The organism is Kocuria turfanensis (assembly GCF_001580365.1).
In the GTDB taxonomy this organism is placed as follows: domain Bacteria; phylum Actinomycetota; class Actinomycetes; order Actinomycetales; family Micrococcaceae; genus Kocuria; species Kocuria turfanensis.
Genome location: NZ_CP014480.1, coordinates 3,490,422 through 3,516,152, shown reverse-complemented (window position 1 = coordinate 3,516,152; position 25,731 = coordinate 3,490,422). Strand labels below are relative to the sequence as shown.

Here is a 25,731-nt window from a genome sequence, read left to right as displayed (position 1 = left end):
GGCATCCTGAGTGGCATGGGACTGCGCGACGACCGGCCGAGCCACGTGCAGGAGGCGCTGCGGCAGTCGGCCCAGCTCGAGGCCTCCGGCGACCACGCATCTGCGGAGGCCCTGCGCGCGCTGGCGTCGACCCCGCAGGCGGAGTGGATGACCACGGGCACGCCCGGGCAGGTGCGGCAGCAGGTCCGCCGGGCGATGGAACGCGCGCAGAGCACGGACCTGCCACCGGTGCTGGTCGCCTACAACCTGCCGTTCCGGGACTGCTCCCAGTACTCGTCCGGAGGTTCCTCCGGCGTGGCGGAGTACAAGGCCTGGATCGACGGCTTCGCCGAGGGCATCCGGGGCGAGGCCGTGGTGGTCCTGGAGCCGGACAGCCTGGGTCTCATCCCCTGGTACACCGGTGCCCACGGCGAACCGGATGCGTGTCGGCCCGCCGGGGCCGATCCCGCGACGGCGGCGGAGGACCGGTTCGAGATGCTCTCCTACGCCGTGGACGCCCTCACGACCCTGCCGGACACCCGCGTGTACCTCGACGGGACCAACAGCGGCTGGCTCGCCGTCGGCGACGCCGCGGACAGGCTCGTGCGGGCCGGTGTGGAGCGCGCCGACGGCTTCGCCCTGAACGTCTCCAACTTCGAGACCACCGAGAAGCAGCTCAGGTACGGGACCTGGATCTCGAAGTGCATCCACTACGGCACCGCCGTCGACCCGGGTGACTTCGCCGGGTGCGGGAGCCAGTACTACCCCGCCACCGCGGACGACGTGTCCACCTGGGGACGGACGGACGCCTGGTACGCCGAGCACGTCGACAGCGCGCGGAACGGCCCTTCGGGTCCCGGGGACCTCGCCCGCTTCGTGGTCGACACCAGCCGCAACGGGCAGGGCCCCTGGACGCCGGAGCAGTCCTTCCCGGACCCGCAGCCGTGGTGCAATCCTCCGGGGCGGGGACTGGGCTCGCCGCCCTCGACGGACACGGGCCACGAGCTGGCCGACGCCTTCCTGTGGGTCAAGATCCCCGGGGAGTCCGACGGCGAGTGCCATCGCGGGCGGGGCTCGGAAGTGCCCGATCCCGCGTGGGGCAGGGTCGCACCGCCGGCCGGAGCCTGGTTCCCCGAGCAGGCGCTGGATCTGGTCGAGAACGCGGACCCGCCGCTGCGGCGCTGACCCGGGAGGAGCTCGAAGGCACGGAGAACGCAGATTCGCGGCCGCTCGGTTGGCGAATGCAACACACGGTCACGAAAGCTCCGTGGACCGAGAAAAACTGTGCCCTGTTCTGGGGACGTCGTTGCCGATGCCATCCCCCGATCGGCCCACACGCCCGATGGCTAAAGCAACCATTCACTATGGCAATAACGCGTTTTTCCGCACGCCGACAGGGCCACGAACGCATGCTTTTTCACAGGGTGCCCCAGATATGTGCGAACGCTTTGATTAGCAATCGACCGATCTCCTTGAGAACCTGGGTTCACCGGATCGTCGGGGGAACGGCGCGCAGAACGCGCCGGCGGCGAATCGGGACATCGACAGCATTGCCCGGCGCGGTGGCTCGGCATGGCGGCGCACCGCGCCGTCAGCGCCGGAGCTTCGCGACGTGACCACCGAGTCCACGTCGTGAGCCGACGGGGCGATGCGGCGGTCGATCCGTCACTCAGGGGGAGTTGCTGTGCATGCATCGATCGATCGGACGAGGAACCGCACTCCGGGTGCCGCCTCGTCCGTTGCCGTGAACCGCTCCATCAGCTCGCGCGTCCCGGGTTCGGGGGAATCCGCGCACGAGTCCTGAGGGTCGCCGACCGGCGACCTCCGGAGGGCTGCAGCGCGGCCCTCCCCAGATCATTCATGTCATCAGCACCTCCGGGGGGAGAGAACCATGCTTGCTGTCCTGCTGTCCTTACTGGTCGTGATGATCGCGCTCGTGCTTTTCGCGATTGCCACGTCCACGCTGTACCTCAACACCTACGCCTGGTGGGATCCCAAGACGCAGGAGCGCACCTTCTACGGCGGTGTGCTGGGCGAGGAGCAGCACTCCTTCTCGCTGATCATGCCGTGCCGCCACGAGGAGGAGCCCGTGATGCGGGCGACGCTGGGGGCGCTGCTGAACCAGACGCACCGGGCTGTCGAGGTGATCATCTCCGTGGGTCACGACGACCCGGGGACCGTGGCCATCGCCCAGCGTCTCGCCGCGGAGCACCCGGACAGCGTCCGGGTGAGCGTGGAGGGCAGCGCCGTGAAGAACAAGCCCCTCCAGCTCAACGCGGCACTGATGATGTGCCGCAACGACATCGTGGGTGTGTTCGACGCCGAGTCCATCGCCGCCCCGGACCTGCTGCGCAACATCGACAGCTGCTTCGTGGGCCGCAATGCGGACGTCGTCCAGGGCGCCGTCCAGCTCATCAACTTCAAGGACACCTGGTACTCCCTGCGCAACTGCCTGGAGTACTTCACCTGGTTCCGCTCCCGCCTGCACGCCCACGCCAACAAGGGGTTCATCCCGCTGGGCGGCAACACCGTGTTCATCAAGCGGCACCTCCTCAACCAGGTCGGCGGCTGGGACACCGACTGCCTCGCGGAGGACTGCGACCTCGGGGTGCGGCTCTCCACCCTGGGCCGGCAGATCGTCGTCGCCTACTCCCCGGACCTCGTCACCCGTGAGGAGACCCCGGACAGCCTCAAGGGCCTGGTGAAGCAGCGCACCCGCTGGTCGCTGGGATTCATGCAGGTGTACGCCAAGGGCGACTGGAAGCAGCTGCCCACCCGCCGCCGCCGTGCGCTGGCCTGGTGGACACTGATGCAGCAGCACTTCATGGCCTTCGCCGGGCTGGTGATCCCCATCGCCATCATCGTCGCGGTGTGGGGCGACTTCCCGATGGCCGTGACCCTCATCGCGTTCCTGCCCCTGATCCCGACGCTCGCCACCATCGCCTTCGACGTGTGCATGCTCCACGAGTTCGGCCGCGACCACCACTTCCGGGTCAGCGCCTACGACTACGTGCGCCTCGTGGTCAGCACCCCCTTCTACCAGCTGGTGCTGGCCTTCGCCGCCGTCCGCGCGCTGGTCAAGTTCTACCGCAGGGACTTCCGCTGGGAGAAGACCTCCCACTCGGGGGCCCACCTCACCTACGTGCAGCACACCGGAGAGGTCGTCGGGGCATGAGCCGGACCATGACCGTCGTGGCGGCGGAGCCCGCGACCGCCCCCTCGGTGCTCTCGCAGCACGTGACGGGCCCCGGGAAGTGGGGCCGCATGCGGGACGGCGTGCGCCGGATCCCGCACGACCGTGCGGTCCTCGCGGTCCTCGCGGTCCTCCTCGTGGCACTGGCCGTGCTGAGCGTGTGGAACATCACCGAGTCCTCGGCCTTCCAGGACGACGAGGGCACCTACACCTCCCAGGCCTTCAGCGTGCTGGAGGACGGGAGGCTGGCCCCCTACACCTACTGGTACGATCACCCTCCCCTGGGCTGGATCCAGCTGGCGTTCCTGGTGTGGCTGCCCCAGCTGCTCGGGCTGGGCGGCGACACGCACATCGGCGCGGCCCGCATGGTCATCGCCCCGTTCTTCGTCGCCACCGCCACCCTGATCTACCTGATCGCCCGCCGGATGGAGGTGCGCCGCCCGCTGGCCGTCGTGGCCGCGGCGCTGTTCGCGCTCTCCCCCCTGGCGCTGACGATCGGCCGGCAGGTCTACCTGGACAACATCGGCGTGACGTGGCTGCTCCTGGCGTACTACCTGGTGCTCTCACCGCGCAACGCCCTGTGGCACCACATCGGCGCCGGAATCTTCTTCGCCGTGGCGGTGCTGTCCAAGGAGACCCTCGCCATCTTCGGCCCCTCGCTGCTGCTCGCCCTGCTGAACCGTCCCACCTGGACCAACCGTGCGTTCTCCGTGGTCGGCTTCCTGGTCGTCGGGGGCGCAGCACTCGCGCTGTACCCGCTCATGGCCCTGCTCCGGGGAGAGTTCTTCTCCGGAGGCGGGCACGTGTCCCTGCAGGACGCGCTGGTGTACCAGTTCCTCACCCGCTCGGGCTCCGGATCGATCTGGGAGGCCGGCTCGAGCAGGGCCGAGCTCCTGCAGGGCTGGCTGTTCTACGACCGCCCGCTCGTCGTGGTGGGTCTGGTGGCCGCCGTGCTCTGCCTCGTGCAGCGCCGGAGCATGTGGATCCCGGTCGGCATCGCCTTCTTCTCCGTGCCCATCGTCACGGGCGAGGGCTACCTGCCGGCCATGTACATCATCGGCATCCTGCCCTTCCTCGCCCTGGCCGTCTGCTGCGCCCTCAACATGGCCTGGGGATGGCTGGAGCGGGTCGCGGACCAGCAGACACCGTCCGTGCGGCGCGCGGTGCGCGCGGCGGGGGCGGTGACGCTCGCCTTCGTCATCCTGGTGACGGTCGCCCCCCAGTGGGTGGGCCAGAACAGGACCCTGCTGACCCACGAGACCAACCAGGACTGGTCCTCCGCCCTGGCGTGGGTCGAGGAGAACATCCCTCGCGACGACACGGTCCTGGCACCGTACGCGATGTGGCAGGACCTCAGCGCCAGTGGCTGGTCCGACGCCTGGAGCGTCGTGGCCACCGAGAAGGCGGACCTGGACCCCGAGTTCCTGAACCAGCACCCGGAGGGGGCGGACGCCATCGACTGGGTCGTCGTGGGTCCCTTCGTCGAGTCGAACATCGACCAGCTCGGCCTCACCACGGCCGGGGAAGCGCTCGAGAACTCGGTCCCGGTGCAGACCTTCGGCGGGTGGAGCATCCACCGCGTGCTGAACGACTAGATCCGCTCCGGCTCCACACCGACCGCCGCACGCAGCCACATCGTCCAGGGGGAGAACACCACCATGGAACTGACCGTCATCGTGCCCACGTACAACGAGGCACCGAACATCGCCGAACTCGTCCGCCGGGCCGAAGCGGCCTGCTCGGGCGTCGACGCCGAGATCGTCTTCGTGGACGACTCCCGGGACCACACGCCCGACGTCATCCGGACCACCGCCGCCCGGAGCACCGTCCCGGTGCGCCTGATCCACCGCGACGACCCCGTGGGCGGCCTGGGCGGCGCCGTGATCGAGGGCGTCCGCTCCAGCCAGGCGGTGTACTGCCTGGTCATGGACGGGGACCTCCAGCACCCGCCGGAGATGATCCCCGTCGTCCTGGACCGCCTCCGGGCGTCCGACGCCGAGGTCGTCGTCGCCTCGCGGTACGGCGGCAACGGCGGCGACGCCGGCGGACTCGCGAACGGCACGCGGCGACTCGTCTCCTCCGGTGCCACGCTGCTGTCCCGGACCCTGTTCCCGCGCCGCCTCGAGCACTGCAGCGATCCCATGACGGGCTTCTTCGGCTTCCGGCGCTCGGCCGTGGAGGTCGAGCAGCTCCGGCCCACGGGCTTCAAGATTCTGCTGGAGATCCTCTGCCGCCACCGGCTCCGCGTGCTGGAGGTGCCGTTCGTCTTCGGCGCGCGCTTCGCCGGGGAGTCCAAGGCCACGCTGACGGAGGGACTCCGGTTCCTGCGCCAGCTGGCCGGCCTGCGCTTCGGCAGGATCGCGAGCTTCGGCATGGTGGGCGGGATCGGCGCGGTGCTCAACCTCCTGATCATGGGCGCGCTCGTGGCCCTGGGCGTCCACTACGTCGTCGCGGCGATCGTGGCCGCGGAGATCACCATCCTGACCAACTTCCTGATGCAGGAGCGGATGGTGTTCCGCGCCGAGCGGCAGGGGGCGGGCAGCCTGCGCCGCCGGTTCCTGCACTCCGCGGGCTTCAACAACGTCGACGCGGCCGCCCGCCTTCCCCTCCTGTGGCTGCTCGTGGAGTTCGCGGGCGTGCCCAGTCTGCTGGCCCAGGCGGGCACGCTCGTGGGGGCCTTCCTCCTGCGGTACCTCTACCACTCGCGCGTGGTCTACGCCGACGTCTCCGCTGCGGCGCAGCCGGTGCCCGTCCGGGTCCCGGCGACCGGTCGTCGCCGTGCGGGCGTCCGGCCCGGGGCCTTCGAGCACCCGTCCGGCGGCGGGCGCTCCGCGCTCCTCCTCGACGGGACCGCGTCCTGATGGCCACGCAGACACCGGTCCGCGCCGGAAGGCTCATGTCGCTCGTCTCCACCCGGCCCGAGCGGATTCCGCTGCGTCTGCCCGTGAACCGCTCCCTTCCGGGCTTCGACGGCATCGCCGTGCTGGTGCTCGGCGTGGTCGCCGCCGTGCTCGGCGCGTGGAACCTGACGGGCGCCTCGCCCTACATGGACGACGAGGGCACCTACACCGCGCAGGCCTTCAGCGTGCTCAGGGGCGATCTGGCACCGTACACCTACCAGTACGACCATCCTCCGCTGGGCTGGATCCAGCTGGGCGTCCTGGCCTGGATCCCCCAGGCACTGGGCCTGGGCGACGGCACGTACGTGGGCGCCACGCGGTTCGCGATGATCCCGTTCTTCGTGGCCACGGTCGTCCTGACCTACCTGATCGCCCGGCGGATGCGGGTCCAGGCGCCCCTGGCGGTGCTGGCGGCCGCCCTGGTGCTGCTGTCCCCGCTGTCGCTGACCCTGGGGCGGCAGATCTACCTCGACAACATCGCGCTCCCCTGGCTGCTGCTCGCCTTCTACCTGGCCCTGAACGAGCGCAAGGCCCTGTGGCACCACATCGGCGCCGGCGTCTTCTTCGCCCTGGCCGTGCTCTCGAAGGAGACCATGGCCGTCTTCGGCCCGGCCCTGCTGGTGGCCCTCGTCAACCGGCCCACCTGGTCCAACCGCTCCTTCTCCGTGGTGGGCTTCCTTGTGGTCGGTGGACTGGTCCTCACCTTCTACCCGCTCATGGCCCTGCTCAACTGGGAGCTGCTGGCCGCCCCGGGCCGCGTGTCCCTCCAGGAGGCGGTGGCCCTCCAGCTGATGGGGCGCACCGGCTCCGGTGCGGTCTGGGCGGACGGCTCCGACCGCGCCGTCCTCCTGCAGGGCTGGCTGCACTACGACCAGTACCTCCTCGTCGGCGGTGTCCTGGCAGGGCTCGTGTGCGCGACCCGCCGCAGCAGCGCGTGGCTGCCGGTGGCAGTCGTGATCTTCTCCCTGCCCGTGCTCCTTCCCGACGGATATCTTCCGGCGATGTACGTCATCGGCATCGTGCCCTTCCTGGCGCTGTCCGTGGGGGTCGCCCTCCAGATGCTGTGGGGCTCGCTGGTGCGCACGACGCCCCCCTGGCGGTGCCGGGCCGGTGCGGCAGTGCGGGGCACCGCCGTGGCGGCGCTCGTGGGGACCGTGGCGCTGGCCCTCGCGCCGCAGTGGATCGCGCAGGACCGCGTCCTGCTCACCCAGGAGGCGAACACCGACTGGGCCTCGACCCTCGCCTGGGTCCAGGAGAACGTGCCGGCCGAGGACACCGCCCTGGTCCCCTACGCCCTGTGGCAGGACCTCAACGCGGGCGACCGTGAGGACCCGTGGGAGATGGTGGCGATCGAGAAGGCCGACCTCGACCCGCAGTTCCGCGTGGAGCACCCGGGCGGGTGGAAGGACGTCGAGTGGGTCGTCCTCGGCCCCGCGACGGAGCGCACCGTCCAGGACCTCGGCCTCGACACCGCGCAGCGGGCGCTGGACAACGCCGTGCCGGTGAAGAGCTTCGGCGACTGGACCGTGCACCGCGTCCAGGGCTGACGCCCGAGGGGTCTCGCGGCGCGACCCGCCCCGCGGACTGCACCCGGGCGTCCCGTCCGCACGGCACCGCACAGCACAGCACGACACACCAGGAAGCCCCGCGAATCCGAACGGTTCGCGGGGCTTCCTCGTGCTGCGGAGCGGTCGGTCGCCCCGGCCTGCCGGTTCCCGGTGCCGTCCTCGTCCGTGTCCAGGCCCGGCGGGCCCGCCCCGGCCCGCGACGCCGTCCGCCGGAGGGGGTGCACCCCGGCACGGTGCCGGTGGTGCGCAACGGAGCTGTCCGTTCCAGCCCGCCTCCTCCATGTCCTCGAGGTGCTCGGTGAGGCAGCCGTCGGCAGCGGTGCCCGCCTCGCCGCACCCCTCGTCCGGTTGCCGGCGGGACGCCTCCGGCAGCACGACCGCACAGCAGGAAGCCCCGCGAACCGGAACGGTTCGCGGGGCTTCCTCGTTCTGCGGAGCGGTCAGTCGCCTGCGCTGCAGGCAGTGCCGTCCTCGTCGGCGTCCAGGCCCTGCGGGTCCACCCCGGCCTGCCGGACCACGATGCCGTCCGGGAAGAAGGTGCGCACCTCCTCACAGTCCCAGTGGTGCGGCATGGAGCTCACGTCCTGGCCCGCCTTCTCCATGTCCCGGACGTGCTTGGCCAGGCTGGGCGGGACCGTGGGCAGGCACTGGCCCGCCTCGCCGTACTCCGCGAGGCAGCCGCCCGGGGCGAGGTCCGCGTCGTGCACCTTGTCGGGTGCCACGTCGGCGCGCTGGGTCAGGCCCTTCGTCCGGTCCAGCGCTTCGCCCGACCGGCCCCGCGCCCCCTCGCCGTTCTCCGGCTTCTGGCCCGCGGCTCGTTCCAGACCGTGGGCCGGGGGCTCCTTCGCCCGCGGCGACGACGGCTCCCGAGCCGCCACCGCCGCCAGGCTGCCGGCCGACTCCCGGGCCGCACCCTGCCCTGGAGACGTCGGCGGCGTCCGGTCACCGGCATCGGTCTCGGCACGGGCGTCGGCCTTCGGGGCCGCGGCCTTCTCGTCCGCCGCCCCCGCGCCCTGGCCCGTGCCCCGGCCCGGAGCGTCGGCAGGGCCTGCTCCCGGCGCCGGGCTCGGACTGCGGTCCGCGGCCACGGTCGGCGGCAGGCCGCCCGGCCCGTCCGGCTCCGCGGCGACCACCGTGGCGCCGACCGCCAGCGGCACCACCAGGGCCGCTCCGGCCAGCACCGCCAGCCGGCCACCTCTGCGCTTCTGTGCACTCATGAGATCCACACCCACTTCGCTTCGCTGGGAACGCCCTTGGCGTCGAGCACCGTCAGCATGTAGGGACCGGGGGGCAGCAGGTTGGGGTTGTCCGGCACCTGCACCGTCCTGGTGTTCCCTTCTCCTGCCAGGGGCAGGTCGACGAGCCGGGCATTGGTATCGGTCTGGTGCGTGGCGGACATCGGCGCCATCAGGGACGCGGAGACCACCTCGCCCTCCACGCCGAGTTCGAGGACGTCCCCGTACCCGGCCGACTCCGGAGCCTGCACGACCTGCGGCCTGGCGCCCTGGAACAGGTACGGCGGGCTGTAGACGGAGATCCGGAAGTCGAAGGAGTTGTCAGCAGGGTTCGAGCCGAACACCGCCACGCGGCCGTCGGGCAGCAGGATGGAGGACGAGTGGTAGTTGCGTCCCACGGGGTCCGGGTTGATGGACGTCCAGCTGTTGGCGTCCGGGTCGTACAGAGCGGCGGTGAGCACGTCACCGCTGCGGTTGTACTGGGCCCCGTTGGCCGCCAGGACCGTCCGGTCGGGCAGGTTCACCAGGTTCACGTACGCCTTGCCCGGACCGGGCAGGTCGGGCCCCGGCACGTACGCCGGGGACTCCTGGTTGAGGTCGATGATGTCCACGAGGTTCGTCGCCGGCAGGTTGGTGTCCGTGTTCCCGCCGCCGACGATCATGACCCGCTGGTCCTGGGCCGGCCCGATGAACACGGAGCCCGCCTGGTCCCGCAGGTCCTTCTCCCGCAGCCCGGGAACGTCCCAGATCGCCGCGTCCTGCCAGTCGTAGATGGAGGCACCCGTGCCCGGCAGCCCGTTGCCGAAGGTGTGGCCGCCGCTGTAGAACATCTTGCCGTCGTCCAGCAGGTACATGTGCGGGTAGGTCCCCCAGTAGCTCCAGGTCTGGGGAACGCTGTTCTGCGGCAGCCAGCTCATCGAGGAGTGGTCGAACATCTCGGTGAGCACGGTGCCCTCGGCCTTCTCGTCGAGGCCACCGGCAGCCCAGATGTTCCCGTTCCCGAGCTTGGTCAGCGACGGGTACCAGTGCGCACCGGCCATGTCGCTGGTCTTGTGGAACGTGTTGTCCGCGGGGTCGAAGTAGTAGCTCTGCTTGGACCCCTTGAACGTGTTGGGGCCCGCGTCCTGCTCCGGGAAGGCCATCGTGCCGCCCGCGAGCAGCACCTTGCCGTCGGGGAGCGTGACGTGACCGGCGCAGAACATGTCGTACGGCACCGGGATCTCGGTGAACCCGTTCGTGTCCGGATCCCAGACCACCGCGCGGAAGGTGCCGGCGGCGAACTGGTTGCCGTCGTTGCCGGACCCGGCGATGAGCAGCAGCCGCCCGTCGTGCAGCAGGGTGGTGTGGATGGCCCGGATGGGCAGCTCAGTCTCGAGGACGTCCCACTGACCGGCGAGCTCGGCCGACTGGGGCGCAGGCTGCGCCTCGGTCTCCACGGGCTGCAGGGAGTAGTTCGTGGTCTTCAGCTGGCCGTCGCCGGAGAGGGAGATCCCGAAGGACACCCGGTCCACGCCCGCGGGCAGGTCCTTGATCCGGGCCTGGGCGGTGGTCCACTCCGGGCTGGGCGGGAGCATCTTCAGGTCCGTGTGGTACTTCCACCCCTCCGCCGTGTGCACGAACACGGTCACGGAGTTGCGGTCGCTGGTGGACTTGTAGTCGATGGACAGGTCGTAGTCCGTCCCCTCGGCCACGGTGGGCGCGCACCCGTCCGTCTCGGCCTGCAACAGCTTGGCGTCACCGGAGGCGTAGCCGCTGACCTGCAGGGAGTAGGACCGGGCGCCCGTGGGCGACCCCGCCGGCACGTCGGTGTCGAGCTCCTGCTGGAGCGTCCTGTCCCCCCAGCCCGCGGGCAGGAAGCAGGTCGGGACGCCCTCGCCCGTGGCCAGGGCCCCGTTGACGACCAGCTCACCGTCGGCCGGCGCCGGCGGTGGCGCTTCCACCGGCACCGGCTGCAGCGAGTAGTTGGTCGTCTTCAGCTCCCCGTCGCCGGAGAGGGAGATCCCGAAGGACACCCGGTCCACGCCCTCGGGGAGGTTCTCGAGCCGGGCCTGGGCGGTGGTCCACTCCGCGCTGGCCGGAAGCATCTTCAGGTCCGTGTGGTACTGCCACCCGGTCGCCGTGTGCACGAACACGGTCAGCGAGTTGCGGTCGCTGGTGGACTTGTAGTCGATGGACAGGTCGTAGCTCTGCCCCGCCGTGACCGCAGGGGCGCACCCGTCCGCCTCGGCCTGCAGCAGCTTGGCGTCACCGGAGACGTGGCCGCTGACCTGCAAGGAGTAGGAGCGGGCACCCGCAGGAGAACCCGCCGGCACGTCGGTGGACAGGCCTTCCTGCACCGCCCGCTCGCCCCAGCCGGCCGAGAAGAAGCAGCTGGGAGTTCCCGTCCCCTCCGCGAGGGAACCGTTCACCACCAGTTCCTCGGTTCCAGCCGCGGTGGTCTCGGCCGCCGGCATGACCGGCGGCATGACGGCGAGCGCCCCGGTGAATCCGGTCGACGTCAGCGCGACGGCGGAGCCGGAGATCACCGAGGCGGCGAGCCACACGGAGCGGGAGGCCCCCGCGTTCCTCCGGTACGGGCCCCGCAGGCCCTTGTTCTGAGCGCGTCCGCCGTGCGGCAGGAGGAGTGGTTCCCCTCCGCGACCCACGGACGGACGTACGAATTTCCGTTGCATCCGGAATCCCCCGATTCCCTTGACGACAAGACCCGGGCGTGCACAGGATGCCCCCGCGCCCAGGATCATGAAACGGCCACAATGGCCTGTGCGAATGCTACTTCACTTCCGGGAACGTGAGCCAGCGCCATACGTTATGCGTCGTCGCCGGCACGGGAGGACGTCCGGCGCGGCCCGGCTACGGGCGGGAGGCCGTGAGACGCAGGGCCTGGACGAGCAGCAGCGTCATGGTCAGCAGCTTCACGGCGATCCGCACCAGCGCGACCGCCTCGCCCTCGGGGCCGACGACCAGACCGGGCCTGGCGACACCCAGCAGCACGTAGCCCACGGCGACGAGCACGAACGGCACCACGGTGACCAGCAGCCTCCAGGAAGCGGACTGTGCGGCCGGCGCGCTCCGGCGGTGCAGACGGATGAGCCCGTCCACCAGCAGGAGTCCGGACACGGCCCAGAAGAGCAGACCGCCGAGCTCCTGGGCCGTGGTCGCGCCCAGCGAGGGCACCAGCCGGTCCAGGGCGAGGCGGGCGCCCACCCGCTCGTGGATCCGGAACTGGTCGTCGGCGAGCAGGAGCAGGAGGATGCCGCCCCACGCGGCGAGCACGCGGCGCGCCGGGCCGCGCAGACCTGCCCTCAGGAGCAGGACGGCCGCGGCCCCGAGCTGCAGGAGCCCGAAGAACTCGACGAGGGAGCCGTCCTGGCCGCCGTTCCACAGCGCGGCGCGGCGGAAGGGGAAGAACCAGCTGCCGTCCGGGTCGAGCACGGAGGCGCTGCGGTGCAGGACGTGGGCGATCAGGAGCAGCGCGTCGACCACCATGGCCACGGCCGCGACGCGCACGGGCCAGGACTCAGCGGGTTCCCGCGGCCACGGCTCGCGGGCGGGCGTCACCGCGCGTGGAACTTCTGCTGCGCCTCGAGCAGCCCGTGGTCGAGGAGGTGCTCGACCGCGTCGGCGGCGTCGTCGAGCAGGAAGGGCAGCTCCTTGGCCTCGGTGGAGGAGAAGGGCTTGAGCACGTAGGAGGCGGCGTCCATCCGGCCGGGCGGCCGGCCCACACCCACGCGCACCCGGTGGTAGTCCTTCGTGGACAGGGCCTTGGACATGTCCCGCAGGCCGTTGTGCCCGCCCTCTCCCCCGCCGATCTTGAGCTTGAGCGCGGCGAAGGGGATGTCGATCTCGTCGTGCACGGCGACGATCCTCTCGGGGGCGATGTCGTAGAACTTCGCCAGCCCGGCCACGGGCCCGCCGGAGGTGTTCATGTAGGTCATCGGCTTGGCCAGGACCAGCCGCGGCCCGCCGGGGCGCAGCCGCGTCTCGAGCACCTGGGCGCGGGCCTTGTGCGCCTTGAAGCCGCCGCCGAGCCGGGAGGCCAGCTCGTCGAGGACCATCTGTCCCACGTTGTGCCGCGTGCGGGCGTACTCGGGGCCGGGGTTGCCCAGGCCCACCACCAGCCATGCGTCGGACATCGGTGCCTCCAGAAAATTGGGGTCGGGAAGTCGGAACGGTGCGGTCATGCGAAGTGCGGGGCGGCCGGCAGGCCGCCCCGCACTTGCGGGATCACGAGGATCGGTCGAGCAGTGGAGCTCAGGCCTCGTTCTCGGGGACGACGTCGCCCTCGGGGGCCTCGGCGGCCTCGTCGGCGGCCTCGGCACCCTCCTCCGGGGTCTCGCCCAGGTCCTCGGCCTGCGGGGCGGAGACGTTGACCACGAGCAGCTCGGGGTCGGAGACCATGGTCACGCCCTCGGGCAGGCGGACGTCGGCGGCGTAGACGTGGTCGCCCACGCCGTGGCCGTCGAGGTTGATGGTCACGTGCTCGGGCGTGTTCAGGGCGTCGGCCTCGACGGTGAGGGTGTTCTCCTCGACGTTGTGCACGGCGCCGACCTCGACCTCGCCGATCACGTGCACGGGGATCTCGACCTCGACCTTCTCGCCGCGGCGCACGGCGAGCAGGTCGATGTGCAGGATCTCCGGGCGGGTGGCGTGACGCTGGACGTCCTTGACCATCACGAGCTCGGTGCTGCCGTCGAGCTGGAGCTCGAGCACGGCGTTGCGGTTGCGCACGGCCAGCATGGTCTCGTGGCCGGGGATGATCACGTGCTTGGGCTCGGCGCCGTGGCCGTAGACGACCGCGGGGATCTGGTCCTTGGTGCGGATGCGGCGGGCGTAGCCCTTGCCGAAGTCGCTGCGGGTCTCGGCGGGGATGCGGATGGTGTCGGCCATGGGGAACTCCTCGGAATCGGGTCTGTGGTCATTTCGGCCAGGCGATACCGGCCGCAGACCCTCCCCCAGCGTCCTGGGCGGGACGTCCTTCCGGACGCCGCCACCGCGCGGGGCGGGAACGTTCAACCAGCCGTCGTCGATCACGGGACACAGGGGTCCCCTCGCCTTGGCAACCGCACCAGGGTAGCACGCGGCCCCGGATGGACCGCCCGCGCCGCCGGGGGCCTCACGCACCGACCGGCGTGCCCGCCCCTCGCCGGGCGACCTTGGCCGCCAGGAGATAGGCGAGCAGCCACGGCTCGACGACGTAGCGGTGTCCCAGCCGCCGCGGCTGCGTCACCAGCCGGTAGGCCCACTCCAGGCCCAGCGGCCCGAGCCAGCGCGGCGGCGGCTTCTGGATGCCGGCGTACTCGTCGATCCCGCCGCCCACGGCCGCGTAGATCGCCGGGGGCAGCTCCGCCCAGCGCCGGCTCAGGAACTCCTCCTGCAGCGGCATGCCCAGGCCCACGATCACGAAGTCCGGCCGGTACTCCTGGAGCTCCTGCACGATGCGCTTCTCCAGCATGGGGTGCCAGCCCTCGCCCGCCCAGCCCCGGACCTCGCCGGAGCCGGCCCCCGCACGCAGCAGCTGCACCGTGCGCGCGTTGCCCGCAGGAGTGGCTCCGACGACGGCGACGCGCCGCACCGGGGTGCGACCCATCAGACCGGGCAGCCAGTCCAGGGTGCCGAGCCGGTGCCGCTTGGCGCTGAGCGGCCGGCCGGAGCGCCACTTCGCCAGCTTCAGGACCGGGAAGCCGTCCGTGAGGACCACGTCGGCCTGCTCGTAGAAGGCGCGGAACGTGGCGTTGACCTCCCAGGTGTAGAGACTGTGCAGGTTGTGGGCCAGGACGGCGGCCTTGCGGCCCTCCTGCCAGGTCGCCGAGATCCACCGGTGCAGCTCGTCGGCGTCCATGGGCGTGACCTTGACTCCACTGACCGGGATTTCGATCGGGCCCGTGCTCTCGGCGCGGGACTGGTGCTTCAACATGCGTGCTCCCCCTGTGCGACGCCGGTGCGGCGCCTCGCTCTCACGCCGGGCCCGGTGACCGGGCCGGCGGCTGTCGACAGGGAGCACCGGCCGTGATGCGGCGGGATCCCCCCGGATCCCGCCGGCGCACCGGCGCCCCCTGGAGTGCACGTCCCGCAGTCCCGAGCCCGTGGGTCCGCAGTCGTGCACGTGCGTTTACATGCGCAAAGCCTACGGCTTACCGCACCCCTGGAGCTGCGGGACGGTGTCCCCAGTTAAGGGACTGTTTGCATGAATGTGCGCTTGTAAACTCGGGGACGGGGTCGGGACCGCGCCGGGGGGCGCAGGGGAGAGTTCCGACCCCCGCACACTCGGGGGGAGTGAGTCTTTCGTGCTCAAGAGGAACATGACCGTGCGGCCGGCCGCCTGGCGGGACACGCACATCCGGAACCTGCGCCAGGTGGACGCGGCCGCCCTGGCCGCCACGCTCCTGCTGACGCAGCTGGTGCGCTTCGGCCTCGAGCAGGAGCAGCTGCTCCTCGGCGGGCTCACCGTGCCGTACTGGCTGGTGGGTGCCGCGCTCGGTGTCGCGTGGTGGGCCTGGCTGGAGCTGCGCGGCGCCCGCGACGTCCGGCTGATCGGCTACCCGGTCGACGAGAACCGGCAGGTCGTCACCGCCACCCTGGTGCTCTTCGGGGCCATGGCCATCCTCTCCTACGTGTTCAACGTGCCGATGGCCCGCAGCTACGTGGTGCTGGCCCTGCCGCTGGGCATCCTGCTCCTGCTGGCCGGGCGCGGCCTGGTCCGGAGGGGGCTGACGCGCCGGCGGCTGTCCGGGCAGGCGATGGCCCGCACCCTCGTGGTGGGCCGCGTGCCCGGGGTCGTGGAGATGCTCAAGACGCTGCAGGAGCACCCGGCCGCGGGCCTGGACCCGGTGGCGGTCTACGCCCCGTCGTCGGGCACGGCCCTGCCCCGGCACCTGGCCCGGGTGCGGATGCCGCAGAACATGCTGGCGGCCGGCGAGCGCCCCTCGGTGGAGGGAATCGTGGCCGCGTGCCGGGAGCACCGGATCGAGACCCTGGTGCTGGCCGCCTCCGCGCCGCTGAGCTCGGAGGAGGTGCGGCACCTGTCCTGGCACCTGGCCGACGCGCACATCCGCCTGGTGCTGGACACCGGGCTCACCGACATCGCCGGGCCGCGCATCCACACCCAGCAGCTGGCGGGCCTGCCGCTGATCCACGTCTCCACGCCGCGGCTGAGCCGGTCCCGGCGGATGCTCAAGCGCCTGGTGGACGTGGTGGGGGCCGCCGCCGCGCTGGTGCTCCTCTCCCCCGTGCTGCTCGTGCTGGCCGCGATCGTCAAGAACCACGACGGCGGGCCCGTGCTCTTCGCCCAGGAGCGCACCGGCCGGGACGGCACCACGTTCAAGATGCTGAAGTTCCGCTCCATGTACGCCGACGCCGAGGAGCGCAAGGCCGAGCTGATGGCCGCCAACGACGCCAAGGGCGGGGTGCTGTTCTTCATGGAGAACGACCCCCGGGTGACCGGACCGGGGCGGTGGATGCGCCAGTACAGCCTCGACGAGCTGCCCCAGTTCCTCAACGTGCTGCGCGGGGAGATGTCGCTGGTCGGCCCCCGGCCGCCGCTGCCGAGCGAGGTCGCCCAGTACGAGGACTACGTCCACCGCCGGCTGCGGGTCAAGCCGGGCATCACCGGGCTGTGGCAGGTCTCCGGGCGCGACGACCTGGAGTGGGAGCAGGCCGTGCGCCTGGACCTCTACTACGTGGAGAACTGGTCCCCGGTCCAGGACTTCGTGATCCTGCTGCGCACCGTCAAGACCGTGCTCGCCAAGGAGGGCGCCCACTAGCCGGACGGTGTCAGGCCTGTACGGTCCAGGCGAGCACGTCCTCGGCGTCCGGCGTCCAGAGCCGGGGTTCCCCGTGGTGGTGCAGGACGTCGGTGAGCCACCACGTGGCGTCGGGGTCCCAGCCGGCCAGCACGGTTTGGCCTCCGGGGACCGGCAGCGCCCGGCCGTTGGTGGCGAGGTAGCCGGCCACGCTCAGGTGTACCCCGTCGTAGTCCGCGGCCACCGCCGGCCAGTCCGGGAGGAACCACCGGCCGGTCACCCCAGTGATGGTCGGCCAGTCCAGGCCCTTGGACGCGGTGAGCTCCAGCGGGTAGGCGGAGACCAGACGCACCCAGTCCTCCGGGCCGGTGATCTCGTACACCCGCGCCCGGCTGTCCACGGCGACCGGCCAGATGCGGGCCGGCTCCGGACCGAAGCTGTCCTCCACCGCCACCAGGCCCAGCGCCTCCAGACCCGGGGCGGGTCCGGTGGTGGACAGCAGCGCCGAGACGCTGGGGGTCGACCACCACTCTCCGCTGTCCGGCGGCTGCCGGGAACTCGTGGCCGCGCGGCACTGGGCCTCCATGTCCAGGGCGGCGGCGCGCCACCGCGCGAGTTCGCCGGCCGCTCCGCGCCACAGCGGCGGGCCGTCCCGGGACATGCCGGTGAACTGCACCCAGCGCTGCTGCAGCCGGGCGACCGGCCGGGACCACCAGCCCAGTGACGGGGACGCGCTCAGGGCCTGCGCGACGGGCGCGAGGGCGGCCTGGAGCTCGGGGCCGGCCAGGGCCCGGTCGATCTCGTCGGGCGGCTGCCAGTACCGGGCGGCGTCGACGGCCTGGACCAGGGCGCGCAGCACGGCCCGGGCGTCGGCGGCGAGCGCCGGCGCGTCCACCCGGGCGAGCTCCTGGCTCGCGGCGCGGAGCCGCGCCGGGGTTGGGCGCTCCTGCAGCTGCCAGGCCCAGCCGGGGGTGTCCTGGTCCGCGGGCACGGTCAGTTCCCAGCACAGGCGCCGCCCGCGCGGGCCGACCAGCAGCTGCTCGCTCGTGACGGTCATGAGGCGGAGCTTAGGCGTTCCCCCGGGAGGACGGCGCGCGGCACGAGTACCGCCCGATCATTCGAGCGAGTACGGCCGCTCCTGCACCTTCGGCGACCCCGTCTCGCTGTTCGATGCGCCCTCGTCGGCTCGGGGAGCGACGCAGCGGTCGGCCCCACATCCGGCGGCGCATCGTTCAAGCGGCGGGGAACAGGGGCGTGCCGGGCTCGCACGAACCGGGCTCGAGCAGCTCGGCCCGGGCCGCGGCGTACTCGGCGACCACGGGCAGCAGGTCCACGCCGTGGAACCCGGTGATCCACCCGTGGTCGAGCTCCGCCTCGTGCTCGGTGTCCAGCAGGCAGACCGGTACCAGCTCCACCGGCACCTGGTAGTCCGTCCACCGGTAGGTGTGCCCGGGCCGGCGCCGGCCCTCGGTCAGGGACTCCAGCACCACCGGCAGGCCGGGGTCGTGACCGGCCGGCAGCTGGTAGGAGAACAATCGGGCCCACTCCACCGCCCCGGCGGGCGTCTCGGCAGTGAGGATGCTGAGGGTCACGGTCATCGTGCGGGGTCCTTCCGGGACGCTGCGTGGACCGGCCGGTCAGCCGCCCTCCTCCAGCCTCCGTGAGCCGCGTAACAGGGGCGTGTCCCCCACCTGCCAGCTTCCCGTGCCTTCCGTACTACACCGCCCCTGGCTACGGTGAGGCAGGAGCACCACGGGACAGGACCGGGAAAGGACCCCTCATGGCCGACTATCCGCACCTGCAGAACACCGTGCTGGACACGACGGACGTCCGCGGGCTGGCCGAGTTCTACCGGCAGCTGCTGGGCCTGCAGTACCGGCCCGGGGACGAGCCGCCGGTAGACGGCGCCGACGAGCTCGAGTGGCTGGTGCTCACCGACGCGCACGGGACGCGGCAGCTGGCCTTCCAGGCCGTCCCGGCACTGCCGCGGGTGACGTGGCCCGATGCCTCCGGAGTGGCCCAGCAGCTGCACCTGGACCTGACCGTCCCGGACCGGGACGCGCTCGATCACCAGCGGGAGCGCGCCCTGGAGCTGGGCGCCGAGCAGCTGCTCGACCGCACGGACGACCCCGACGAACCGCTCTACGTGTTCGCCGATCCCGCCGGGCACCCGTTCTGCCTCTTCGTGGCCTAGGACCCCGCCGAATCCGGGCCCGCCGACGGCCGCGCCCGGACCGCCTGACCGGCGAGCACGAACAGTGCCAGGAGCAGGACCATCCCGGCGTAGCCGACCGCGGTGGGCACCAGGCCGACCCGGCCCGCCAGCGCGCCGGCGGCGACCGCCGGAATACTGTTGGCCAGGTAGCTCACCACGTAGATCGCCGAGAGCAGGCCCGCCCGCTCGCGCGGGGCGGCCTGGGGCAGCAGCGTGCGCAGCACGCCGAGGAAGCCGGCGCCGAAGCCGACCCCCGCCACCACCGTCGCGGCGAAGTACAGCCCCACGGACCCGGTGAGCAGTCCGGCCACGGTGGCGGCCATGCCCACCACCAGGGCGCTCATGCCGAGGACCAGGACGCGGGAGGCCCGGACCGATCCGAGCAGCAGCGTGGTCAGCCCGCCGGTGCCGGTCAGTGCCGCCACGAGCAGGCCGGTGAGGACCACGGAGTCCGCCCCGGTCATCGAGCGGACCACGCTGGGCCCCAGGGACAGGACCAGGCCGCCCAGGGACCAGGTGGCCGCCGCGGCCGGCAGCACCCACAGCGCGGAGCGCCGCACCGCCGGCGGGAACTGGACCCGCGGCCGCAGCGAGGCCAGGACGCCGGGCCTCCGCGCGACGGTCTCCGGGCCCAGCGCCGTGGCCACCACCTGCAGCACGAGCAGGACCAGCAGCACCACGTAGATCGAGTGCACCGCACCGGGCGCCGCGGCGACGATCAGGCTCGAGGCCACCGCCCCGGCGGCCAGGCCGAGCGTGGGCCCTGCCCCGTTGAGCACGGTGCCCAGCCCCGGACGGGCGGGCGGTTCCAGCTCGATGAGGTAGGCGCCCAGCGCTCCCATCGCGGTGCCGGTGGCCACGCCCTGCACCAGACGCGCCGCCACGAGCGCCGCCTCGCTGCCGGCCAGGGCGAACACCAGCATCGAGACGATCTCCAGGCCCAGGCAGGCGAGCACCACCGGGCGGCGCCCGAGGTGGTCGGACAGCGAGCCCACCGTCAGCAGGGCGGTGAGCAGGGCGAGGACGTAGGCGGCGAAGACCACCGTGATCACCACCGGCGGGAAGCCCCACAGCTCCTGGTACAGCGGATACAGCGGACTCGGCGCGCTGGAGGCGGCCATGAGCACCACCAGCACGGACGCCTGCACCCAGAAGGCGACAGAGGCGGGCAGCCCTCGACGACGGCGCGACGGGGCGGCGGACACGGAGGGCATGCAGGCCTTTCACGGCAGGAGGGCGGCGTGGGACACGCGAGAGCGCCAAGGATTTGCGAGGAGCTCAGGATAGTCCTCCCGAGCGCGAGGTCCTGACGGCCATGGTCCCGGGCGGATCCGACCGGGCCGCCTGGACGAAGGTCTACACCCGACCACTCTCCGCATAGGGACAAGGCCCTGACAATAGACGTTTGTCCGGTCCCGAGGGGACCATGTGGGGACAAAAACCCCCTGCCACATGCATTGTCATCCGGATACGCTCGTACCCAACCCACCCGCTCCGTATCCCCCTCGACGGACAAGCGAGAATCCGATGACCCCCACCCCCCTGTTCACCGACGCCCAGCGCTACCTGCACTCCGGCTCCCCCGCCGGCCTCACCGTCACCCGGTTCGAGATCGTCGACGACGTCGCCGAGCTCACCGTCGCCTTCACCCCGGAGGCCCTGGAGCGCGTGCTGCGCTCGCAGCTGGAGGCCGTGGAGGCCCCCGCCGACTGGGACTGCCCGCAGGCTCCCACGGAGGCCGGCTCCCCCACGTGGGCCTACGCCCTGGAACTGTCCCGGGTGTTCAACGAGCACTACTTCAGCCACGTGCTGCTGGAGCGCCACGAGGCCGGCTTCGAGGCCCTGCTCGCCGCGCACGGGCACGAGGGCACCCCCGTGGTCGCCAAGCCGGACTACACCCCCGCGTCCCTGCTCCCGATCCTGCGCCGCCTGAAGACCGAGCACCTGAGCCGCTCAGGAGACCGCTGGTCGGCACGCGCCGCCTGAGCTGAAAACCCATGGCGTCCCCCTGTTGGGGGACGCCGGACGGCCCTCGCTCCCGCGGGGGTCGTTCCCCCTGCCCGACGACGTGATCCCCGTCACCACTAGGGACAACGTCGCTCCGCGGATTCTCGGCAGCACTCAATGTAAATGCATACACGCTTCGTCATAGAGCTCTATTCATCGATTTGCGCCCCTAAACTTGGGGACAAGTGCAATGCAGCGCGCGGTCCACCGTCGCTCCCCGGGCCGGGAGTCGACTTCCTCAGGTGGCCGCGCGCTTTTTTGGGGAGGGAGCACCATCATGCTCAAGGCCAGCCAGGTCGCCCACACCACTGCCGACCACCACATCGAGGATCCGGTCGACCAGCTCCGGCGGGTCGACGCCGAGCGCACGCCCGCGTCCGAGACCGGGTGGCGCTCCGCGTACCTCACCCGGCTGCGCTGGGCTGACGCAACCGCCCTGATGGTCACCCTCCTGGGTACCCACCTGGTGCGGTTCCAACTGGAGCACGCCGGACTGCACCTGGGCCCGCTCTCGGTCCCGTACTGGATCGTCGGCATCGCGCTCGCCGCCTTCTGGTGGATGCACCTCGGACTGCGCGGCGCCCGCGACGTACGACTCATCGGCCACGGCCTCGAGGAGACCCGGCAGGTGGTCAGCTCCAGCCTGATTCTCTTCGGCGCGATCGCCATCATCTCCTTCGGCTTCGAGATCCCCACCGCCCGCAGCTACGTCCTCATCGCCCTGCCGCTGGGCATCGGCCTGCTCATGCTGGGCCGATTCCTCGTCCGGCACCGCCTGGTGAAGGCCCGCTACCGCGGCGAGGCCCTGTCCCGGACCATGGTGGTCGGCCGGCTGGGTGGGGCCACCGATCTCATCAAGTCCCTGCGCCAGCACCCCACCTCCGGGCTCGACGCCGCCGCCGTCTACGTGCCGGAGACCCGGCAGCCGATGCCGGCCGAGCTGCAGCGCATCAAGCTGCCCACCAACGCCCTCCCCGCGGGCGAACGGCCCTCCGTGCCGGGCATCATGGCGGCCTGCCAGGAGCACGACATCGAGACCGTGGTGCTGTCCTCCAACGTGCCGCTGAGCACCACGGAGATCCGCCACCTCAGCTGGGCCCTGGCCGACGCCCACATCCGCCTGGTCATGGACACCGGACTCACCGACATCGCCGGCCCCCGGATCCACATGCAGCAGGTGGCCGGCCTGCCCCTCATCCATGTGGCCACCCCGCGGCTGAGCCGCAGCCGGGCACTGACCAAGCGCTTCATGGACGTCGTCGGCTCCGCGGCGGCGCTGCTGGCTCTCTCCCCCGTCCTGCTCGCCCTGACGCTGATCGTCAAGGCGCACGACAGGGGCCCGGCCTTCTTCGCGCAGGAGCGCATCGGCCAGGACGGCTCCCGCTTCCGGATGCTGAAGTTCCGCAGCATGCGCACCGACGCCGAAGAGGTCTTGCAACGCCTCAAGGAGCGGAACGAGGGCGCCGGGCTGCTGTTCAAGATGAAGGACGACCCCCGCGTCACCGGCCCCGGCACGTGGATGCGCCGCTACAGCCTGGACGAGCTCCCTCAGTTCTTCAACGTCCTCAAGGGCGACATGTCCTTGGTGGGCCCCCGTCCTCCGCTCCCCACCGAGGTGGAGCAGTACGAGGACTACGTCCACCGCCGGCTGCGCGTGAAGCCCGGCATCACCGGCCTCTGGCAGGTGTCCGGCCGGTCCAACCTGGATTGGGAACAGTCGGTGCGTCTCGACCTCTACTACGTGGAGAACTGGTCGCCCGTCCAGGACATGCTGATTCTAGGACGCACTCTCAAGGCCGTCTTAGCCAAAGAGGGCGCCTACTAAGGCGCCGTAGCCTGTGCCCATTGGACGTTGTTCCGGACCACTTGGCAGGATTGTCGGTGTCCGAGCAATTCGAAGTGACGCACACCCCATCTATTCCATTGACGCCTATCCCCGTTTCCATCCGACCCATGACATCCACCCATATAAAGTAAGTGTGAACTCAAACACCATCTATTCGACGACTGGCCAAGGAAACCGCAGGACGATGAATACCAATGACGCATGGCAAGTCACGATCCCTTTTCTGCAAGCTGGCGTTCCAAGTACACCGAACACACGCTCTGCCTCTAGTGAAGGTAAACTCGACGACTATTATCAGGCCATGTTTGTGACGTTTGCCTCGTTAGCGCGTTTCAATCCAGATACTCAGCTCACCCTAGCGAGTAACCGACTGCTACCCGGGCGGTACCGAGATATGTACGCGTCAATAGGTGTTCACACGCAAATCGTGCCTTACACACGACACATTCCTCCACACATACCCCCAGCGTTCGTCGCGTCACTGTACTACTTAGATGTGATTCGGGAATTACGGGGTGACCAAAACGTGGTGCTTGACCCGGACATACTATGTGTGGACAAGCTCGACTTCATAGACAAACTTGCACAGAACCAGCTAGGTGGAATCCTGCTTGATTACGACCCCGTCCGCAGGGTCAACGGACTCAGTCAAGCGCAAGCATCTCACTTGCACTCCAAATTGGGGCTGCCCCTCCAAGTACCCGATTACTATGGAGGTGAAATCTATGTGCTGCCCTCTGCTCTGCTGCCAGAAATAAGCGGATACGCCGAGTCAGCCTGGCAGTACACCTTGGAGCAAAGCGATGGAAAAAATCCGTGCTTCTACACCGAAGAGCACATTATGAATTTCGTTCTGGCACACTTTTCCGTAGTAGATTTGAAGCGGTCCATCCGGCGTGTTTGGACCACTCACAGGCACCGAACAGTAACCGGGGATGAAAGCAATCTGTCCCTATGGCATCTGCCGGCCGAGAAGGGACGTGGATTTCGCAAGACGTTTCCATTCGCGTTGGATACCGAAAGCTGGTTCTGGCAGACAGAGCGTCAAGACTTCGTCAGGCGCTCCGCCTCTATTATGGGCATCGACCACCGATGTCTTAGCAGATGGATCCCTGACCAACTGGGAAACTTGGCCAACGTATTCCTCGGCGCTAAGCAGTAAGGCACTAATACCGAAATAAGCACTCTCCTGGATCCAACCACATCAATCGGAAGAACAAACCAATCTTGATCATCGTCTCGAACGCTGGCACGCATCCGGAACCCGCACATCTCACAGCTGGCCTGGCATCAAGTGGAACCCGGATCACATACATGACCAGTGCGTCATGGGCCTCCGACTCTAAATTAATGGTCAGGGCCGACAGCACAACAGCTCGAAAATTAAGGTTTGCCGCCCAGATTAGGCGACGAAAACTGCCGCTTCCCATCGAGGCCGCTGATGTCAAGGTGACCACCCCCGCCTTGGATGCGCTGTTTCAAATCCTGATGAAAGCGGACCTAAACAGCAGAGACCTGGTGCTGGCGCAGCGCAATCAGCGTCATCGCAGGAAAGTCGCCGCGGCGGTAACTAATGCTGACGGTCTTAACGCCATTATCGCCCAGTATCATTCCGGCCTTGAGCCGTTCCAGGCGGCCGCTGAACGCACGACGAAAATACTGATGTATCCAATAGCCCACCACAGCTGGATGCAGGAAACCATGCGGACGGAAGCGGAAAGTAATCCGGGATGGGCGCATTTCCTTCAGGGTTACAGAATGCCGTTGTGGAAACAAACACTCCTGGACGCGGAAATTCAGCTCGCGGACAAAATTATGGTCCCTAGTTCGTTCGTAAGGTCCACTTTCATGCACGCGGGAGTTGACGCCGAGAAACTCGTGGTTCAGAACCTGGGGGTAGATCTGCCGCCCACAGACACGCCGTCAATGGACCGCTCGCAGCATTCATCTCGTAAAACCACCTTCCTCTTCGCCGGTCAGGTCAACCAGCGGAAGGGAATTGGGTACATCTTGGACGCCTTTGCGCAGATGGAGACCAAGGACACGGAACTGCTGATTGCAGGACACGCCAGCGCCGAGATGCGCGACCGGCTGTCCAGGTATGCCCGCGTCACCTACCTAGGCACGATGCCGCGTCAGGAGTTATTTGCCGTGATGGCACAGGCAGATGCGCTGCTATTGCCCAGTTTTGCCGAAGGATTCCCCTTGACGGCTCTCGAAGCCATGGCCAACCAGTGCGTACCTATCGTGAGCCAGTTTACATTCGCCTCGGACGTCATTCGGGATGGAGAGAACGGTTTCGTGGTGGACGCAGGCTCCGTTGAGCAGCTGGTGCAGCGTATGACCGACGTCGTAGACGATCAAAAGCAGACCCGAGCCATCAAACTGAACGCCCAACAGACAGCAAGGGAGTACTCTTGGTCGGCCTATGAAAAAAACTCGGCTAGTGCAGTTCAGCGTTTAATCCGCGAAGGCGGCGCCGGATTGCGCGATTAGAAAGGCATCTTCCATCTTGTCTCATCTTTCGCAGTTTTATGCCCTGATTCGTGACTGGACACGTGTCATTTCGGACGCCCGACAGGACAGCCAGCGATCTGGGGGAAGCCGCTATGTGTATGTAATGATGCTGCTCTACAGAGCCCAGCATGAGTTCCAGACAGAAAATTCCAGCCGTGGCTGTGTCGCTATATGCCAGATCATGCAGAACGTCCTCGTGTACTATCCACGTCACATCGAATTGCCCTTCTCCACGGTCGTCGGCGTTGGTTTGAGACTCCCACACCCCAAAAACATCACTGTTAACAGTTCGGCGAGGATTGGAACCTCATGCACCATCTATCACAACGTGACTATCGGAGCCCTTGAAGGTGATGCAAACGCCGCTCCGACCATTCAAGACGACGTCATTATCGGTACGGGAGCTGTCGTCCTCGGCCCGGTGACGATCGGCTCAGGCGCACAGGTTGGGGCGAATGCCGTCGTGACCCGCGACGTACCGGCTGGCGCCACCGTGATAGGTACCAATCACCTTTTGCGGAAATAGGACGGC

21 protein-coding genes are annotated in these 25,731 nt (G+C 69.5%); 12 read left to right on the top strand and 9 right to left on the bottom strand.

Going from position 1 to position 25,731, the window contains the following annotated elements:
• Positions 1–15: 15 nt before the first annotated feature.
• The 5 genes from AYX06_RS16080 to AYX06_RS16060 all read left to right on the top strand — a co-directional run bounded on the left by AYX06_RS16080 (position 16) and on the right by AYX06_RS16060 (position 7,619).
• Complete coding sequence (locus AYX06_RS16080) at positions 16–1,164, top strand: glycoside hydrolase family 6 protein (RefSeq protein WP_232319334.1); 1,149 nt, start codon at positions 16–18, stop codon at positions 1,162–1,164.
• A 706-nt stretch (positions 1,165–1,870) separates the two neighbouring features.
• A complete protein-coding gene (locus tag AYX06_RS16075; protein ID WP_062736626.1) occupies positions 1,871–3,154 on the top strand; it encodes a glycosyltransferase in 1,284 nt (427 codons plus the stop codon).
• On the top strand, positions 3,151–4,767 hold the full coding sequence (locus AYX06_RS16070) for an ArnT family glycosyltransferase (RefSeq protein WP_084271680.1): 1,617 nt from the start codon (positions 3,151–3,153) through the stop codon (positions 4,765–4,767). Before AYX06_RS16075 ends, AYX06_RS16070 begins: the two co-directional genes overlap by 4 nt.
• Before the next feature lie 63 nt (positions 4,768–4,830).
• Positions 4,831–6,033 (top strand): glycosyltransferase, encoded by a 1,203-nt coding sequence (locus AYX06_RS16065; RefSeq protein ID WP_084271679.1) that lies wholly within the window; start codon positions 4,831–4,833, stop codon positions 6,031–6,033.
• Positions 6,033–7,619 (top strand): ArnT family glycosyltransferase, encoded by a 1,587-nt coding sequence (locus AYX06_RS16060; RefSeq protein WP_084271678.1) that lies wholly within the window; start codon positions 6,033–6,035, stop codon positions 7,617–7,619. Before AYX06_RS16065 ends, AYX06_RS16060 begins: the two co-directional genes overlap by 1 nt.
• Before the next feature lie 461 nt (positions 7,620–8,080).
• Here the strand turns inward: AYX06_RS16060 and AYX06_RS19950 are convergent, their stop codons facing one another.
• From AYX06_RS19950 to AYX06_RS16030, 6 genes are all read right to left on the bottom strand, one after another.
• Complete coding sequence (locus tag AYX06_RS19950) at positions 8,081–8,857, bottom strand: hypothetical protein (RefSeq protein WP_157093471.1); 777 nt, start codon at positions 8,855–8,857, stop codon at positions 8,081–8,083.
• The gene (locus AYX06_RS16050; protein ID WP_232319333.1) at positions 8,854–11,418 is read right to left on the bottom strand and encodes a kelch motif-containing protein; all 2,565 of its coding nucleotides are present in this window, start codon (positions 11,416–11,418) and stop codon (positions 8,854–8,856) included. Before AYX06_RS16050 ends, AYX06_RS19950 begins: the two co-directional genes overlap by 4 nt.
• Before the next feature lie 307 nt (positions 11,419–11,725).
• On the bottom strand, positions 11,726–12,433 hold the full coding sequence (locus AYX06_RS16045) for a hypothetical protein (RefSeq protein ID WP_147017406.1): 708 nt from the start codon (positions 12,431–12,433) through the stop codon (positions 11,726–11,728).
• Entirely contained in the window at positions 12,430–13,008 is a 579-nt protein-coding gene (gene pth / locus AYX06_RS16040; protein WP_062736621.1) for an aminoacyl-tRNA hydrolase, read from the bottom strand. The genes AYX06_RS16045 and pth overlap by 4 nt, the downstream gene beginning before the upstream one ends.
• 118 nt (positions 13,009–13,126) lie before the next feature.
• Positions 13,127–13,762: a 50S ribosomal protein L25/general stress protein Ctc gene (locus AYX06_RS16035; protein WP_062736620.1), complete on the bottom strand. Its 636-nt coding sequence runs from the start codon at positions 13,760–13,762 to the stop codon at positions 13,127–13,129.
• A gap of 226 nt (positions 13,763–13,988) precedes the next feature.
• Complete coding sequence (locus AYX06_RS16030) at positions 13,989–14,789, bottom strand: WecB/TagA/CpsF family glycosyltransferase (protein ID WP_062736619.1); 801 nt, start codon at positions 14,787–14,789, stop codon at positions 13,989–13,991.
• A gap of 385 nt (positions 14,790–15,174) precedes the next feature.
• On the opposite strand from AYX06_RS16030, the gene AYX06_RS16025 reads away from it, so the two are divergent.
• A complete protein-coding gene (locus AYX06_RS16025) occupies positions 15,175–16,635 on the top strand; it encodes a sugar transferase (protein ID WP_062736618.1) in 1,461 nt (486 codons plus the stop codon).
• 10 nt (positions 16,636–16,645) lie between these two features.
• On the opposite strand, the gene AYX06_RS16020 is transcribed toward AYX06_RS16025, so the two are convergent.
• Both AYX06_RS16020 and AYX06_RS16015 read right to left on the bottom strand, forming a co-directional pair.
• On the bottom strand, positions 16,646–17,671 hold the full coding sequence (locus AYX06_RS16020; protein ID WP_062736617.1) for a hypothetical protein: 1,026 nt from the start codon (positions 17,669–17,671) through the stop codon (positions 16,646–16,648).
• Positions 17,672–17,846: 175 nt separating this feature from the next.
• Positions 17,847–18,212: a hypothetical protein gene (locus AYX06_RS16015; protein WP_062736616.1), complete on the bottom strand. Its 366-nt coding sequence runs from the start codon at positions 18,210–18,212 to the stop codon at positions 17,847–17,849.
• 182 nt (positions 18,213–18,394) lie between these two features.
• Between AYX06_RS16015 and AYX06_RS16010 the strand changes: the two genes are divergently transcribed.
• Positions 18,395–18,808, top strand: coding sequence for a VOC family protein (locus tag AYX06_RS16010; protein WP_062736615.1), 414 nt, complete (start codon positions 18,395–18,397; stop codon positions 18,806–18,808).
• Here the strand turns inward: AYX06_RS16010 and AYX06_RS16005 are convergent.
• Positions 18,805–20,043 carry an MFS transporter gene (locus AYX06_RS16005; RefSeq protein ID WP_084271676.1) on the bottom strand — a complete coding sequence of 413 codons (1,239 nt, stop codon included), beginning with the start codon at positions 20,041–20,043 and terminating at the stop codon, positions 18,805–18,807. The genes AYX06_RS16010 and AYX06_RS16005 overlap by 4 nt on opposite strands.
• Before the next feature lie 313 nt (positions 20,044–20,356).
• On the opposite strand from AYX06_RS16005, the gene AYX06_RS16000 reads away from it, so the two are divergent.
• The 5 genes from AYX06_RS16000 (at position 20,357) to AYX06_RS20795 (ending at position 25,725) form a co-directional block, all read left to right on the top strand.
• Complete coding sequence (locus AYX06_RS16000) at positions 20,357–20,815, top strand: hypothetical protein (protein ID WP_062736613.1); 459 nt, start codon at positions 20,357–20,359, stop codon at positions 20,813–20,815.
• A gap of 298 nt (positions 20,816–21,113) precedes the next feature.
• Positions 21,114–22,661: a sugar transferase gene (locus AYX06_RS15995; RefSeq protein WP_084271675.1), complete on the top strand. Its 1,548-nt coding sequence runs from the start codon at positions 21,114–21,116 to the stop codon at positions 22,659–22,661.
• Between the two features lie 574 nt (positions 22,662–23,235).
• Positions 23,236–23,844, top strand: a complete 609-nt coding sequence (locus tag AYX06_RS19945) for a hypothetical protein (RefSeq protein ID WP_147017404.1) — start codon at positions 23,236–23,238, stop codon at positions 23,842–23,844.
• Positions 23,845–23,909: 65 nt separating this feature from the next.
• Positions 23,910–25,178, top strand: a complete 1,269-nt coding sequence (locus AYX06_RS15990; protein WP_147017401.1) for a glycosyltransferase family 4 protein — start codon at positions 23,910–23,912, stop codon at positions 25,176–25,178.
• Positions 25,179–25,302: 124 nt separating this feature from the next.
• Entirely contained in the window at positions 25,303–25,725 is a 423-nt protein-coding gene (locus AYX06_RS20795; RefSeq protein WP_147017399.1) for a serine acetyltransferase, read from the top strand.
• Positions 25,726–25,731: the final 6 nt, after the last annotated feature.

What these genes read in the sequence shown, in the direction of transcription:
- AYX06_RS16080 (WP_232319334.1), top strand. Translation starts at nt 16, where the DNA reads ATGGGACTGCGCGACGACCGGCCGAGCCACGTGCAGGAGGCGCTGCGG.
- AYX06_RS16075 (WP_062736626.1), top strand. Translation starts at nt 1,871, where the DNA reads ATGCTTGCTGTCCTGCTGTCCTTACTGGTCGTGATGATCGCGCTCGTG.
- AYX06_RS16070 (WP_084271680.1), top strand. Translation starts at nt 3,151, where the DNA reads ATGAGCCGGACCATGACCGTCGTGGCGGCGGAGCCCGCGACCGCCCCC.
- AYX06_RS16065 (WP_084271679.1), top strand. Translation starts at nt 4,831, where the DNA reads ATGGAACTGACCGTCATCGTGCCCACGTACAACGAGGCACCGAACATC.
- AYX06_RS16060 (WP_084271678.1), top strand. Translation starts at nt 6,033, where the DNA reads ATGGCCACGCAGACACCGGTCCGCGCCGGAAGGCTCATGTCGCTCGTC.
- AYX06_RS19950 (WP_157093471.1), bottom strand. Translation starts at nt 8,857, where the DNA reads ATGAGTGCACAGAAGCGCAGAGGTGGCCGGCTGGCGGTGCTGGCCGGA.
- pth (WP_062736621.1), bottom strand. Translation starts at nt 13,008, where the DNA reads ATGTCCGACGCATGGCTGGTGGTGGGCCTGGGCAACCCCGGCCCCGAG.
- AYX06_RS16035 (WP_062736620.1), bottom strand. Translation starts at nt 13,762, where the DNA reads ATGGCCGACACCATCCGCATCCCCGCCGAGACCCGCAGCGACTTCGGC.
- AYX06_RS16030 (WP_062736619.1), bottom strand. Translation starts at nt 14,789, where the DNA reads ATGTTGAAGCACCAGTCCCGCGCCGAGAGCACGGGCCCGATCGAAATC.
- AYX06_RS16025 (WP_062736618.1), top strand. Translation starts at nt 15,175, where the DNA reads ATGACCGTGCGGCCGGCCGCCTGGCGGGACACGCACATCCGGAACCTG.
- AYX06_RS16020 (WP_062736617.1), bottom strand. Translation starts at nt 17,671, where the DNA reads ATGACCGTCACGAGCGAGCAGCTGCTGGTCGGCCCGCGCGGGCGGCGC.
- AYX06_RS16015 (WP_062736616.1), bottom strand. Translation starts at nt 18,212, where the DNA reads ATGACCGTGACCCTCAGCATCCTCACTGCCGAGACGCCCGCCGGGGCG.
- AYX06_RS16010 (WP_062736615.1), top strand. Translation starts at nt 18,395, where the DNA reads ATGGCCGACTATCCGCACCTGCAGAACACCGTGCTGGACACGACGGAC.
- AYX06_RS16005 (WP_084271676.1), bottom strand. Translation starts at nt 20,043, where the DNA reads ATGCCCTCCGTGTCCGCCGCCCCGTCGCGCCGTCGTCGAGGGCTGCCC.
- AYX06_RS16000 (WP_062736613.1), top strand. Translation starts at nt 20,357, where the DNA reads ATGACCCCCACCCCCCTGTTCACCGACGCCCAGCGCTACCTGCACTCC.
- AYX06_RS15995 (WP_084271675.1), top strand. Translation starts at nt 21,114, where the DNA reads ATGCTCAAGGCCAGCCAGGTCGCCCACACCACTGCCGACCACCACATC.
- AYX06_RS20795 (WP_147017399.1), top strand. Translation starts at nt 25,303, where the DNA reads ATGATGCTGCTCTACAGAGCCCAGCATGAGTTCCAGACAGAAAATTCC.